Consider the following 13,998-nt stretch of genomic DNA (forward strand, 5'->3'; position numbering starts at 1 on the left):
CCTTCCGTCATCGCTGGCGCGATGCCACCTCCCTCGGAGAGGGAGGCTGAAGGGCCCTCTCTTCGAGGGGGCTGTCGCCGGAAGGCGACTGGGGGAGTTACTTTCAGGAGGAAAACAACCAATGTCACAGCATGATCGCTATATCAGCCCTTTTTCCACCCGCTACGCTTCCGATGAGATGCAGTACATCTTCTCGGACGACAACAAGTTCCGCACTTGGCGGCGGCTGTGGGTGGCGCTGGCTCGTGCCGAAATGAATCAGGGCCTGACCAACATCACCCCGGACATGGTAGCCGAGCTGGAAGCTCATGTGGACGATATCAACTACGAAGTGGCCATCGAGCGGGAAAAGCTGGTGCGCCACGACGTTATGAGCCACGTCTACGCCTACGGTCAGCAGTGCCCCAAGGCGGCAGGCATCATCCATCTGGGTGCTACCAGCTGCTATGTGGGCGATAACACCGATATCATCGTGATGCGGCAGGGCCTTGAGCTGGTGCGCAAAAAGCTGGTGGGTGTGCTGGCAAAGCTGGCACACTTTGCCAAGGAGTACAAGGATATGCCCTGCATGGCCTACACCCACTGCCAGCCCGCACAGCCCACCACCGTGGGCAAGCGCGCTACCCTGTGGGCCAACGAGCTGGTGATGGATCTGGCCGAGATCGACCATCGTCTGGCCACCCTGCAGCTGCGCGGTGTCAAGGGCACCACCGGCACGCAGGCCTCCTTTATGGAGCTGTTCAAGGGCGATGCCGACAAGATCCGCGCCGTGGATGCTTCCATTGCAAAGGAGATGGGCTTTGACCCCAAGGCCGTTGTGCCGGTGTCCGGCCAGACTTACAGCCGCAAGGTGGATGCTTTTATCCTGAACGCGCTGGCAGGTATTGGTCAGAGCTGCATGAAGTTTGCCACCGACCTGCGCCTGCTGGCAAACTTCAAGGAGATGGAGGAGCCCTTTGAGAAGAACCAGATCGGTTCCTCTGCCATGCCCTATAAGCGCAACCCCATGCGCTGCGAGCGCATCTGCGCCCTTGCCCGCTACCTGATGGTGGATGTGCTGAACCCCAGCTTTACCACCGGCTGCCAGTGGTTTGAGCGCACGCTGGACGACAGCGCCAACAAGCGCGTGGCTATGGCTGAGGGCTTCCTTGCCACTGATGCCATCCTGAACATCATGCTCAACGTTACCGATGGTCTGGTGGTGTACCCCAAGGTGGTGCGCAGCCGCCTGATGGCCGAGCTGCCCTTTATGGCCAGCGAGAACATCATGATGCAGGCTGTGGAAAAGGGCGGCAACCGTCAGGAACTGCACGAGCGCCTGCGTCAGCACGCCATCGCCGCCGGTAAGCAGGTCAAGGAAGAGGGTCTGCCCAACGATATGGTGGATCGTATTGCCGCAGACCCGGCCTTTGGCCTGACCCGCGAGGAGATCGTGGCAGGGCTGGTGCCGGAGAACTTTGTGGGCCGTGCACCCCAGCAGGTGGAGGAGTTCATCGCCAACGTCCTGCAGCCCATCTTTGATGCGGACCCTGAGGATGTGGAGCAGCACGCCTCCCTGAGCGTCTGATAATAGGATCAATTGCAAAAAGGAGAAGCCCGCGGGCTTCTCCTTTTTTGCGTTTGTGCCTTGCACGATTTTGTCTGTCATGTTACACTGAGGACATCATCAACAAAGGAGAACCGCTTATGCGATTGGATAAATATCTGGCCGAGACTGCCCAGTGCACCCGCAGCGAGGCCAAAACCATGCTGGCAAAGGGTCGCGTGCAGGTGAACGGCGCGGTGTGCAAAAAAGGGGACACCCAGCTGAAGGATACCGACACCGTGGCAGTGGATGGTGCGCCGCTGCGCTATCAGAAATTCGTTTACCTCATGCTCAATAAGCCCGAGGGGGTGGTGAGCGCTTCTACCGATAAGCGGGATACCACCGTGGTGGATCTGGTAGGGGACGCCTACCCCCGGCGGGAGCTGTTCCCGGCAGGTCGGCTGGACAAGACCAGCACCGGCTTTGTGCTGCTGACCGATGACGGCGGCTTTGCCCACGATATCCTGTCTCCCCGGCACCATGTGTCCAAGACCTACACTGTGACCATCGACACCCCGCTCACGCAGGAGATGTGCACCGGCTTTGCGGCGGGGGTCACGCTGGCGGACGGCACCGCCCTTTCACCCGCCGAGGTGACCGCCCTTTCCCCGGATGGGTGCACCGTGCGGGTGGTGCTGCGGCAGGGGGTGTACCATCAGATCAAACGGATGTTCGGCGTGTACGGTGCTGGGGTGAATGCTTTGCACCGGGAGGCCATTGGCGGCCTTGCACTGGATGCACAGCTTGCCCCGGGACAGTGGCGGGAGCTTTCTAACGAAGAAGTGGCAAAAATTACCAGATAAAACGCTGCGCTTTTCACGCGGTTTTCAAAAATGTATCACATTTTATCGGTAAAATAACGGTAAGAACCACGCAAAAAGGCACTTTTTTGGCAAAAAATGGCCCCGAAAGATAATTTCAACAAGAAAGAATTATTTTTTTTGTTGAAATCTGTTGCAAAAGTAAATTCTTTTGTGTAAAATATAGATTGTAATGCGGCTAAATTGTTTAAAATCACAACCCATGCCGCCGCGGCTTGCACAAACGAGGAAAAGGGGTATCCATTTATGGCCAATAGAGTATTTCAAAGCGTGATCTACCAGATGAAGGACGCGATCAATCGGGTGGTCGGCGTTGTGGATGAGACCGGCGCTGTCATTTCCTGCTCGGAGCTGAACCTGATCGGCGAGGTGCGCGAGGGCTATATGGCCGAGCGCCTGAACGCAGGCGACCGCTTTGTGCGCGACGGCTATACTTACCAGCAGTTCTCCAACGCCAAGCATAACGATTATGCCGTGTTCGTGGAGGGCGCCGACGAGACTGCAGGGCAGTTTGCCGGTGTGCTGGCCATCAGCCTGCAGAGCATCAAGCAGTACCACGACGAAAAATTCGATAAGTCCAACTTTATCAAGAACGTGGTGCTGGACAACATCCTGCCCGGCGATATCTACGCCAAGGCACGGGAGCTGCACTTTGCCACCGATGTCTCCCGCGTGGTGTTCATTGTGCGGGTGATCAGCGGCGGCGATATCTCTGCCTATGATGTGGTCAGCAGCCTGTTCCCCGATAAGCAGAAGGACTTTGTGTTCAATATCAGCGAGACCGACACCGTGCTGGTCAAGGAGATCCGCAAGGGCATTGACCGCACCGATATGGAAAAGCTGGCTGCCAGCATCGTGGATACCCTCTCCGGCGAGCACTACATCAAGGCCGTGGTTGGCATTGGCACCCCCATTGCCAATGTGAAGGATCTGGCTACCTCCTTTAAGGAAGCCCAGATCGCCATGGAAGTGAGCAAGGTGTTCGATACCGAAAAGCAGATCATCCGCTACGATAATCTGGGCATTGCTCGTCTGATCTACCAGCTGCCCACCACCGTTTGCGAGATGTTCCTGCGCGAGGTGTTCAAGCAGGGCAGCATTGAAAGCCTGGATCAGGAGACCCTGTTCACCATCCAGCGCTTCTTCGAGAACAACCTGAATGTGTCCGAGACCAGCCGCGGCCTGTTTGTGCACCGCAATACGCTGGTGTATCGTCTGGAAAAGATCAAAAAGCTGACCGGTCTGGATCTGCGTGAGTTCGACGACGCTATCGTCTTTAAGGTAGCGCTGATGGTCAAGAAGTACCTGTCCAACAACCCGGCCAAATACTGATATTCCGCTGTGCGGGTTTTGCCCCGCCGGCGCCGAACCGGCCGCTCGAAACCGATGCTGGCCGGTTCTTTTTGCAGTGTTAGCTGCGGACGGGCTGTCTTGACCGTCAAAAATCTTGATGTCAGGAGCTAATACGATTCCATGATCGATTTTGAACACGTTTCCAAAGAATATAAAAAGGGCGGACGCCTTGCACTGGAGGATATCAACTTCCATGTGGATGAAGGCGAGTTCGTCTTTCTGCTGGGGCACTCCGGCGCGGGCAAATCCACCTTGCTCAAGCTGATCCTGCGGGAGGCACTGCCTACCTCCGGCAAGGTGACCGTGCTGGGTAAGGATGTTGCCAAGCTGCGCCGCCATAAGATCCCTTACCTGCGCCGTCAGATGGGCATCATCTTTCAGGACTTCCGGCTGATCCCCAGCATGACCGTATACGAGAACGTGGCCTTTGCCATGCACGTCCTCAATGTGCCCCGCAAGGAGATCCGTCCCCGCGTGGAGTACATTCTGGAGCTGGTGCATCTGGAGGACAAAGCCAAGTGCTACCCGGATACCCTTTCCGGTGGCGAGCAGCAGCGTGTAGCTGTGGCGCGCGCGCTGGTACATAACCCCAAGCTGGTCATTGCAGACGAGCCTACCGGCAACATCGACCCGGAACTGAGCCAGGAAATGATGCAGCTGCTGGAGCGGGTGAGCAAGATGGGCATCACGGTGCTGGTGGTCACCCACGAGCACGAGCTGGTGCACCGTTTCCATCAGCGTGTGGTCACCCTGAGCCATGGGCGCATCATCTCGGACGTGCCCGCAGACCCCGTGGCTGCCGCCGAGGACGATCTTTCGCTGGATGTTGCCGCCTTTGATGCGGACGATGCGTCCGTTGCCAAAAAGGAGGTGGCTACCGTATGATGCGACCCTCTACCTTCTTCTTCCTCACCCGGCGCGGTGTGCGCAACTTGGGCAAGCACTGGGCCATGACCATTGCCTGCATCGCTTCTTTGAGCGTGTGTATGACCCTGAACATCTTTGCCAGCTTGGCCGAGGTGAACGTGGGCAGCATGGTGGCCTATCTGGGCAGCCAGAACGAGACGGTTGTTTATCTGGATCCCGAATGTGATGATGCCACCGCCGCGCAGGTAGGCGAGACCCTTTCGGCCATGCCGGGGGTCAGCGGGGTGCAGTACGTTTCTAAACAGGATGTGCTTGACACTTACCGCGGCTATATGCAGGATTATTCCTCCCTGTGGGATGAATTTGAGACCGATAACCCCTTTAAGGCCAACTACCGGGTCACCCTGAGCGACCTGACCCAGATGGAGAGCATGAGCGTGAAGATGCAGGCCATCCCGGGCGTTGTCAGCGTTACCGCCCCGGTGGAGATGACCAATATCTTTGTGGAGATCCAGAAAGCCGTCACCAAGGGCGGCCGCATGATCGTGCTGGTGCTGATGGTGGTCAGCATCATCACAGTGGGCAGCACCATCCGCCTGAGCGTTTTTGCCCGCCGCCGCGAGATCGAGATCATGAAGTATGTGGGTGCCACCAACCGCATGGTCACCCTGCCTTTCTTTGTGGAGGGTCTGACCATGGGTCTGATCTCCGGTATCCTGACCGCAGCGGTCAGCCTTGGCTGCTACAGCTATGTGGTCAACGCCGCCGGTGGCTTGGGCGGCATCTGGCAGATGCTCATGGGCCGCGCACTGGTGCCGGTGGCAAACGTGCTGCCGACCATCGTGGTAACAAGCCTGCTCAGCGGTGCCATCGTAGGCGGCGTGGGCAGTATGTTCTCTATCCGCAAACATCTGAATGTGTGACCGAAAGGAGCCGCGTTTTATGAGTAAAGCAATGCACGCAAAGCCCTTCCGGCTCACAGGCCCTTATACCGGTCGGCACGCCCGGCCGGAAAGCCCCTGCAGCAAGCTGATCCGTGCGGTCAGCCTTGGGCTGGCCTGTGTCTGCCTGCTGCTGACGGCTACGGTGTACCCGGCCTCGGCAGCTACCAATAGCACCAGTATGGCCAGCTTGCAGACCAAGCTGGATAAGCTTTCCCAGTCCATCAACCAGCACAAAAAGGAGCTGTCGGACGCCAAAAAGAAGGAGTCTGCCGCCAAAGCGCTGGAAAACGAACTGAAGGAGCGGGTCACCGTTCTGCAGGATCAGATCTGTGTGCTCGGCGGTCAGATCGCCGCAGTGCAGAACAGCATCGGCGAAAAGGAACAGCAGATCGGTGTGATGCAGACCCAGATCACGGACAAGCAGACCCAGATCGAGCAAAAGCAGGCCGAGATCGACGGTCAGTGGGACGATTTCAAAAAGCACATGGCTGCCATGCAGGAGCTGCGGGACGGCGGCAGCGTAGCCATGCTCAGCGCAGTGAACGACCTGTACGAGCTGCTTACCTTCAACGAGGTGATGCAGGATATCTCCATCAAGGACACCGAGATCATGAACAAAATGAAGTCTGCCAAGCAGGGGCTGGAGGACGATAAGGCCGCGCTGGAAGAGCAGAAAGCCAGTCTGGAAGCCGAGAAGGCTGAACTGCAGAGCCAGAAGAGCGAGCTGGACAGCCAGAACGCCCAGATGAAGGGTAAGCAGAGCGAGCTGAACAGCAGCATCTCTGCGGCACAGCTTTCCGCTGCCGAGGCACAGGCGGCGCAGCAGAAGGCGCAGGCAGCCATTGAATCCGACGAGTTGAACTACGAGGCCGTGAAAAAGGAGATCCAGAAGATGATCGCCGCAGCCTCTGCCAGCAAGCCGCAGCTGAGCTTTAGCGGCTTTGCCTGCCCGCTGAAGAGTTACAGCCGCATCTCCAGCGAGTACGGCTGGCGCAAGAACCCGGTCTCCGGCGTGAACAAGCTCCATGCCGGCATCGACTTTGCGGCAGCCGGCGGCACGCCTATCTACGCAGCCGCCAGCGGCTATGTGCAGGTGGCAGGCTGGTCCACCGGCGGCTACGGCAACTACGTTATCATCTACCACGGCAAAATGTCCGATGGCAATACCTATACCACCCTGTACGCGCACATGCGCTCGGTGGCTACCAGTGCAGGCAAGTATGTGAAGCAGGGCGAATTGATCGGTTATGTGGGCAGCACCGGCAATTCTACCGGCAACCACCTGCATCTGGAGGTGTGGAAGGGCGGCTCCAAGGCCAACGCCGTGAACCCCCGCAGCTGCATCCCCATCCCCCACAACTAGGGGGTATCTGAAAAGTCGAAAATTTAGTCTATTTCTACAAGCACAGCTGGATTTTGCGTGAATCAGCCTTGAAATCCACAAAGGATTCCTGCGGCTATTTGCCTTAAATCCCGCTTGTGCTTGCGAAATATTCGTCATTTTCTTTGTTTTCAGATACACCCCAACAAGCAACGCAAGGAGTCTGGTTGATCTATGAACGAACAAAAACGCAAGCGCGTGCTGCGCATCGGCTGTCTGGTTCTGGCAGGGGTGTTTGTACTCTCGCTGCTGGGCAGCATCCTTATGATGCTGCTGCTCTGACCGGGAGGAAAGAACCATGAACCGTAAAATTTCTTTGGGTATGGCGGTCACTATCGTGATCCTTGCCATGACCGTGACCTTTTCCATCACGATGCTCATCGCCATGCGTCTGTTCGACAGCACGGTCAACAGCGTAAAAGAAAAGGAAAGTATGTACAATAAAATCGCTGAGGTGGACCGCTACGTCCGCAGCAACGATTACTACACCATCGACGAGACGATGCTGTACGACCGCCTGACCGCCGGTTATCTGCTGGGCACGGGCGACAAGTACGCCCGCTACTACACCGCCAACGCCTACACTGAGCTGATGAACATCCAGAGCGGCAAGATTTTGGGCATCGGCGTGGAGCTTGGCATCGACCAGACCGGCTACGCCAAGGTGACCCGTGTCTACGATGGCTCTCCCGCGCAGGAGGCGGGCATCGCCGTGGGTGACTATATCACCACCGTGGGCGATACCGATGTCAAGAGCTTGTCCGGCGCAGATGCCGTGTACAAGGCTCTGCAAGGCGAGGCCGGCACTACTGTTACCGTGACATGGCTGGACAGCGCTGCCGCCAGCAAAACGGCTGAGCTGACCCATTCCGGCTACACCAGCACTACCGTGGACTACCAGCTGCTGGACAATGTGGGCTACATCCGTATCCGTCAATTCGACGGCACCACCCCCAGCGAGCTGGACTACGCCCTGCGTACCCTGACCGCAAACGGCGCGGCCAGTCTGGTGTTTGACCTGCGGGACAACGGCGGCGGCATTCTGGAAGATGCCGTAAACTGCATCGACCTGATCGCACCGGAGGGCACGGTGGCCTACGCCGAGGATAAAAACGGCAACCGCACCGTCATCGGCAGCAGCGATGCCGAAAGCTCCATCAGCCTGCCGATGGTCTGTTTGGTCAACGGCAACACCGCCAGCGCAGCCGAGCTGTTCGCAGCCACCCTGCGCACCATGAACGGAGCCCGTCTGGTGGGTACTACCACCATGGGCAAGGGCACTATTCAAAGCAGCCCGCAGCGCCTGTCGGACGGCAGTGCCGTGGTCATCACGGTGGCAAAGCTGATCTGCGGCGACGGCAGCTGCTTTGACGGCACCGGTCTGACGGTGGACGTGGAGCGCGCCCTGAGCGCAGAGGAAGCTACGAACTTCTACGACTATACGCCTCAGACCGACCCGCAGGTGCAGCGCGCAGTCAGCGCTGCACAGCAGCTGAGCGGCACCACTACGCTGGCAGGTGCAAGCTCTGCCGCCGCAGCGGACAGTGCCGCAGCCTCTGCCGCAGCAGACGATACCGCCCCCGCAGAAGCTGCGGAGGGAGAGCCCGCCGAAGGCGAGACTGCCGCGTCTGAGCCGGAAGCTGCTGCAAGCGCAGCGGAGTGAACCCCGCGATCCTGAACCATAACACCAAAAAGGCTGCTGCGTTCTGCAACAGCCTTTTTCTGAGAAAGGAATTGACCCTATGCCGGAACTGACCGATCTTTCTGTGATCCGTGCCCTGTGCGAAAAATACGATTTTGCACTTTCCAAGGGCTTTGGGCAGAACTTTATCATCAACCCGGGCATCCCCACCAAGATCGTGGATGCCAGCGGGGTAGACAAGCGCTACGGTGTCATTGAGATCGGCCCCGGCATCGGTGTGCTGACCAAGGAGCTGGCCAAGCGCGCCGCCAAGGTGGTGTCCATTGAGGTGGACGAGCGCCTGCCGCCCCTGCTGGCCGAGACCATGGCCGGGGTGGACAACTTCAAGCTGGTGCTGCAGGACGTGCTGAAGGTGGACCTGAAAGCCCTCATCGCCGAGGAATTCCCCGGTATGCCGGTGGCGGTGTGCGCAAACCTGCCCTACTACATCACCAGCCCCATCGTGATGAAGCTGCTGGGCGACCGCCTGCCCATCGAGAGCCTGACCGTCATGGTGCAGAAGGAGGCCGCAGACCGTCTGGCTGCCGTGCCCGGCACCCGCGCTTCCAGCGCCATCAGCTGCGCGGTGAACTACTACGCCACCTCCAAGCTGATGTTCACCGCCGCACCGGGCAGCTTTTACCCCGCCCCCAAGGTGACCAGCGCCGTGGTGCGCATGGATATCCGGCCCACCCCCGCCGTGCAGGTGGAGGACGAGGCGGGCTACTTTGCGCTGGTGCGCGCCGCCTTTGGCCAGCGCCGCAAGACCGCCGCCAATGCCATTGCGGGCGGGCTGAATCTGCCCAAGGAGAAAGTCATTGCCGCCATCGAGGCCGCTGGCTTCGATGCCCGCATCCGCCCGGAGGCTCTGACGCTGGAGGACTTTGCAAAGATCCAGCAGGCACTGGGCTGAGTAGAAAGCAGTATGGTCGGTGGGCAATAGCTCACTGAAAAAAGATCGCAAAAAACCCGGAACCTTTTCGGAGCCGCAAGGGCTCAAGAAGGTTCCGGGTTTTGGTTTTCAGCGGTTATGCGGCAGCTTTCGCCTTACTCAGAAAGGGAAGATGCTGACGATGCGGTTCCATGCAGTCTTGAGCGGGGAACCGGAGGAGACGCCGCTGGTGGTCAGCTGCACATCGCTGAAGGTGACGCTTGCGTTGCGGGCAACGTAGAAGCCGACATAGATGTAATCGGAATCCACAGCGGTCAGGGCGTAGTCGAAACCGGCAGAAGCGGTCTCGTTATCGCCGTAGGTCAGGGTGAAGCCATCGGCAGTGCCTACGAGCTTCAGGTCCACGGTATCGCCTGCACCGTACTTTGCGGTTGCGGCGGGGCCGTCATACAGCGCACCGCTCTTGCGGCCGAAGCAGTTGACAGCGCCCTGATTCCGGGTGCCCACGGCCACATAATCGCCCATGGGGTCGGAGATGCTGGTGTCAACGTACATCTCGTCGCGCGCCATCAGGCCGAAGGAGACCTGATTGTTCTTGGCAAGCTTGTTCACGGTGGCCTTTGCGGTCAGGGTGAAATTGGTGCCGGCGGGCAGCTGGACGTAGTACATCATCAGGCCGTCCACCGTGGATGCGATCTTGCCGCGGTTGTTGGCAACGCCCAGCGTGATGTTCTGGCCATCGACAGCGGCGGTGAAATCGCCGCCGGAGATCTTGTCGTCACCGCCTACGTTGCCGAAGGCAGAGCCGTTCCATACCGTGCCGTTGGCATCGGTAAAGGCAGGCCACAGCTTGCTGGTCTGGGTGGGTGCGGCGTAGCTGGAGGGCACATAGTCCGGGTTTGCGGCATCGCCGTAGAACTGCTTGTAGGTGGGCTTTGCCTTGTTCCGGTTGTAAGCGCCCAGCGGGGTATCGGCGGTAAGCTGGGCAATAAGCCATGCGTTCAGCTTTGCGCCGTAGCTGTTGGTGTGGGTCAAGTCAAGGCCGGTGGGGGAGAGCTTGCCGCGCTTGTCGGCCTTTGCGCCGGTAAAGCTGTGGGTGTACTGTGCCTTTTTGCCCATGGCGATGTTTTCATTGATGGTAGCATCGGTCAGGTCCACGCAGATGAGGTGCAGCGCGCTGCACATATCGCGGATGGCCTGTGCGTAGTCGCCGCCCTCATAGACGGCATCACCGATGGTGACGGTGGTAGTCTTGTGGCCGGAAGCACCGTCATAGCTGGCCTTGTTGTTCGCCTCGGTCAGGCGGGCAATGGGGGTGCACACCACGGGGATAACGCCGCGCTCCAGTGCGGGCTGGATGTAGTTGACGTAAAGGCTGTTGGCAAAGGAACCCTCGGTCTTGTAGTCGCCGTTGGGGTTGGTGTAGCGGGCAGGCTCGGTCTTTTCATCGTTGTGGCCGAAGCCGATGAGCAGGAACTTGTCCCCGGCGGCATCGCCCAGTGCGGGCACCGTGTCGGAACCCTTCAGCAGGGTGGCGTAGTTGGCCATGCCGGTAAAGTCCTTGCTGGATGCGCCGGAAACGGCCAGATTGTAGACTTTGGCGTTGAAGTAGTTCTCAAGTTCTTCGCCGTAGCCCTCGCGGGGGAGGTAATAGCTGTCGTTGAAGGGGGAGACGGTGGAGTCGCCCACCACCCAGAAGGTGGCCTTGGCGGCTTCTGCCTGACCCCACACGGCGCCGCGCGCACCGGCATCGGTGGTAGCCAGACCCTCGGCGGTGAGCAGCAGCAGGCCGTGCATATCAATGCTGCCGTCTGCGTTGCGGGTGGGGGCAACGGAGGTATCCAGACTCTGGAACCAGCTCTCCTTCACCGTGACGGTGTTGGTGGATTTGTTGTGGCTGGTCTGGGTCTCGGCGTCCCAATAGAAGTTTTCCGGGCCGTAGACAGCGGTGCTGCTCTGGCTCTGGAGTGCCAGCTGCTCCTTGCCGTCCGTGCCCTTGCGGAAGGAAATGATGCCGTCAGCGGCGTAGTCGGTCACGGCAGACTTATTGCCGGTGTACAGTGCAACGTTGTAGCCCTCGTTGTTGTAGGAGGTGGAGTTGTACACCTTTACGTCCGGGCAGGAGTTGGAGTCGATGCCCTTGGCGGCGTTGTCGTAGGAGATGGAGTTCAGCAGCTTGTGGTTGCCGGGCAGGTTGGTGCCGCCCATCTTGAAGCCGTTGCCGTTGCCTGCCTCGATGGTGGTGGCCACATTGCCAAAGCTCAGGTTGCCGTTTGCGTCACAGGCAACGGTGGGGAATTGCAGCGGCTGCTTCTTGACCGGCTCTGCGGCCAGCATCAGGTAGCCGTTTTTGTAGGCAACGCAGTTCTGGATGGTAACGGCACCGATGGAGCCGGTAGCAGCCTTGGCGAACAGGTCCCAGCCGTCGTCGGCGTTGTAAGCTGCGATGCAGCCGTCAAACACGTTGCCCTCGCCGGTGGTCAGCTTGGCGGCAAAGCCGTCGGCATCTTCCATGGCGCGGTCGGCGTTGTTCATAGAGGTGCAGTTCTTAATGGTGTTGTAGCTGGGCCACAGTGCCTTGTTGTCCGTAGACAGGCCGGAGACCTGCAAGCCGGTGTTGCCGTTGTTGTAGAAGTTCATCTGCTCCAGCACGCAATGGCTGCCGGCCAGCTGCATGCCCTTGGCACCGTCCTTGGTGTTGGTGATGTTCAGCTTGCTGATGTTCCAGTAGTTGCCCCAGACGCTGAAGCCGGTGCCCACGCCGCCAAAGTCCAGTGTGGCGTAGCTGCCGTCTGCGGTGGTCAGGGTGATGGGAGCCTCGGCGGTGCCGTCACGGCCGCGCTCTACTTTCAGCTCACCGGTCAGGTGGTAGGTGCCGCCTGCCAGCTGGATGGTCTGGCCTGCGGCGGCGTAGTTCAGCGCGGTCTGCAGGTCTACGGCGTCCGCAGCGCTGGTGCCGTTGTGGGTTGCGCTGCCGTCCGGGGTGACCACGATGATACCGTTTGCGCCCAGAGCCCGCAGCGAGACCTTCTTTTCAATAGTGGCGGCCTTGTAGCTGCTCAGCTTTTCAAAGGCGCTGATGACGTAGTTCTTGTCCGGGGTGAACACCACCTTAAAGGTGGTGTCGCGAGTCACGGTGTAGCTCCGGGTCAGGGTCTCGCCGGCCTTGACGGCAAGGTCCTTGTCCACAAGCTTGCCGTTGGCGTACACCTTGGCGGTGCCGTCTGCATTGGCCTTGAAAGCCAGCGCGTAGCTGCTGCCGGTGCAGGTGGAGGGGCTGGTGATCTGGTACACCGGGTCGATGTAACTGGTGGGCTGCAAGGTCCACTCCGAGGCATTCCATGCACTGGTGGTGTAGGTGACGTTGGAGAAGGTCACATTCATGCCGCGGGCAGCTGCAAAGCCCAGATAAGCCTTGTTTGCCTCCTGCACGGTCATGGGGTCGTCCAGCTCCGCGTACTTGGAAACACTGGTGGCGGTGCTGTTCTTTGCCGGGATGTACAGGGTAGAAGAGCCGATGACCGTGCCAGTGGTGCCGTCCGCATTGATGGCATACTGGGTGGCAACGTAGCTGTTGCTGGTCTTGGCAAGGCTGACACGGTAGGTGTCGCCCTGCTTGATGGTCTGGCTGCTGAAGGCAGCGCGGGTGGCCTTGACCTCATTAGAGGCGGCGGTCTCGTTGGAGATGATGCCGGTGTAGCTGCGCACACCCACGGCGTCCTTGATCTCTACGCCGTCCAGCGGGAGCTTGGTACCGGCAACGGAGATCTGGTTGGAGAAGTAGCTGCCGGAACCGCTCAGACTGTCGCGCAGCATCAGCGCAAAGCCCTCCTGACCGTCCGGGGCGGGGTTGACGTAGTCGATGGTCACATCGGCTTGCAGATAGAAGTTTTCCTTGGTGGGGTCGATGGTGGTGTAGTAGAAGGAAAGACCATCGGCGGGGGAGTCGGCAACAAACTTGCCGCCCTTTTTGTTGATGGTGCCGTCCTCCTTGACGGTGCAGGCGTTCAGGGTGACTTTGCTGTGGATGTCTGCACCCTCTGCGAGGGTGTTGACGTTTGCTGCGGAGGAGGTGCCGAAGGCCTTGAACTGCCAGCCGCTTGCAGAGGTGCTGTCCTCTGCAAATGCAGCCAGCGGCGTCATGCCCAGCAGCAGCGCACCTGCCAGCAGCCCGGCCAGAGTGCGCCGGATGGGTTGCTTTGCTTTTTTCATGGATGTTCTCCTTTTCCGTACACGCTGCCGGACACGAGATTGTCCGTACAGGCGTGCACAATGTTGTATTCAAGTTAACATGGATTTCACACTTTTACAAGAAATATTTAGCAAAACAAAACAACTTTGGCGTTTGATATAAACTTTTGAAGGCATTATTGGGCAGAATGCCGATAAATGAAGGCGAAATAGGGCAAATGTTTATTCCGAACTTGTATACTAGTATATGAATTATGGAAAATTGGGGACATTTACTGCCCCA

The 13,998-nt window shown here is 58.9% G+C and carries 9 protein-coding genes; 8 read left to right on the forward strand and 1 reads right to left on the reverse strand.

The window, feature by feature from the left end:
• Nucleotides 1-121 precede the first annotated feature (121 nt).
• The 8 genes from purB to rsmA all read left to right on the forward strand — a co-directional run bounded on the left by purB (nt 122) and on the right by rsmA (nt 9,545).
• Nucleotides 122-1,567, forward strand: coding sequence for an adenylosuccinate lyase (gene purB, locus MTP39_RS05715; RefSeq protein ID WP_249241790.1), 1,446 nt, complete (start codon nt 122-124; stop codon nt 1,565-1,567).
• 119 nt (nt 1,568-1,686) lie between these two features.
• Entirely contained in the window at nt 1,687-2,388 is a 702-nt protein-coding gene (locus tag MTP39_RS05720) for a pseudouridine synthase (protein WP_249241791.1), read from the forward strand.
• 264 nt (nt 2,389-2,652) lie between these two features.
• Nucleotides 2,653-3,738 carry a PucR family transcriptional regulator gene (locus MTP39_RS05725; RefSeq protein ID WP_055185345.1) on the forward strand — a complete coding sequence of 362 codons (1,086 nt, stop codon included), beginning with the start codon at nt 2,653-2,655 and terminating at the stop codon, nt 3,736-3,738.
• A 141-nt stretch (nt 3,739-3,879) separates the two neighbouring features.
• Nucleotides 3,880-4,644: a cell division ATP-binding protein FtsE gene (gene ftsE / locus MTP39_RS05730; RefSeq protein ID WP_249241792.1), complete on the forward strand. Its 765-nt coding sequence runs from the start codon at nt 3,880-3,882 to the stop codon at nt 4,642-4,644.
• On the forward strand, nt 4,641-5,549 hold the full coding sequence (locus MTP39_RS05735) for a cell division protein FtsX (RefSeq protein WP_249241793.1): 909 nt from the start codon (nt 4,641-4,643) through the stop codon (nt 5,547-5,549). Before ftsE ends, MTP39_RS05735 begins: the two co-directional genes overlap by 4 nt.
• A 19-nt stretch (nt 5,550-5,568) precedes the next feature.
• On the forward strand, nt 5,569-6,933 hold the full coding sequence (locus tag MTP39_RS05740) for a murein hydrolase activator EnvC family protein (RefSeq protein ID WP_249241794.1): 1,365 nt from the start codon (nt 5,569-5,571) through the stop codon (nt 6,931-6,933).
• A 316-nt stretch (nt 6,934-7,249) separates the two neighbouring features.
• Nucleotides 7,250-8,614, forward strand: coding sequence for a S41 family peptidase (locus MTP39_RS05745; protein ID WP_249241795.1), 1,365 nt, complete (start codon nt 7,250-7,252; stop codon nt 8,612-8,614).
• Nucleotides 8,615-8,693: 79 nt separating this feature from the next.
• Nucleotides 8,694-9,545 (forward strand): 16S rRNA (adenine(1518)-N(6)/adenine(1519)-N(6))-dimethyltransferase RsmA, encoded by an 852-nt coding sequence (gene rsmA, locus MTP39_RS05750; protein WP_112121500.1) that lies wholly within the window; start codon nt 8,694-8,696, stop codon nt 9,543-9,545.
• 138 nt (nt 9,546-9,683) lie between these two features.
• On the opposite strand, the gene MTP39_RS05755 is transcribed toward rsmA, so the two are convergent.
• Nucleotides 9,684-13,736: a right-handed parallel beta-helix repeat-containing protein gene (locus MTP39_RS05755; RefSeq protein WP_249241796.1), complete on the reverse strand. Its 4,053-nt coding sequence runs from the start codon at nt 13,734-13,736 to the stop codon at nt 9,684-9,686.
• Nucleotides 13,737-13,998: the final 262 nt, after the last annotated feature.

Source organism: Faecalibacterium sp. I3-3-33, from assembly GCF_023347295.1.
Lineage (GTDB): Bacteria > Bacillota > Clostridia > Oscillospirales > Ruminococcaceae > Faecalibacterium.

Excerpts from the sequence above, each read along its gene's own strand:
- purB (WP_249241790.1), top strand. The coding sequence starts at position 122 with ATGTCACAGCATGATCGCTATATCAGCCCTTTTTCCACCCGCTACGCT.
- ftsE (WP_249241792.1), top strand. The coding sequence starts at position 3,880 with ATGATCGATTTTGAACACGTTTCCAAAGAATATAAAAAGGGCGGACGC.
- MTP39_RS05755 (WP_249241796.1), bottom strand. The coding sequence starts at position 13,736 with ATGAAAAAAGCAAAGCAACCCATCCGGCGCACTCTGGCCGGGCTGCTG.
- MTP39_RS05720 (WP_249241791.1), top strand. The coding sequence starts at position 1,687 with ATGCGATTGGATAAATATCTGGCCGAGACTGCCCAGTGCACCCGCAGC.
- MTP39_RS05745 (WP_249241795.1), top strand. The coding sequence starts at position 7,250 with ATGAACCGTAAAATTTCTTTGGGTATGGCGGTCACTATCGTGATCCTT.
- MTP39_RS05735 (WP_249241793.1), top strand. The coding sequence starts at position 4,641 with ATGATGCGACCCTCTACCTTCTTCTTCCTCACCCGGCGCGGTGTGCGC.
- MTP39_RS05725 (WP_055185345.1), top strand. The coding sequence starts at position 2,653 with ATGGCCAATAGAGTATTTCAAAGCGTGATCTACCAGATGAAGGACGCG.
- rsmA (WP_112121500.1), top strand. The coding sequence starts at position 8,694 with ATGCCGGAACTGACCGATCTTTCTGTGATCCGTGCCCTGTGCGAAAAA.
- MTP39_RS05740 (WP_249241794.1), top strand. The coding sequence starts at position 5,569 with ATGAGTAAAGCAATGCACGCAAAGCCCTTCCGGCTCACAGGCCCTTAT.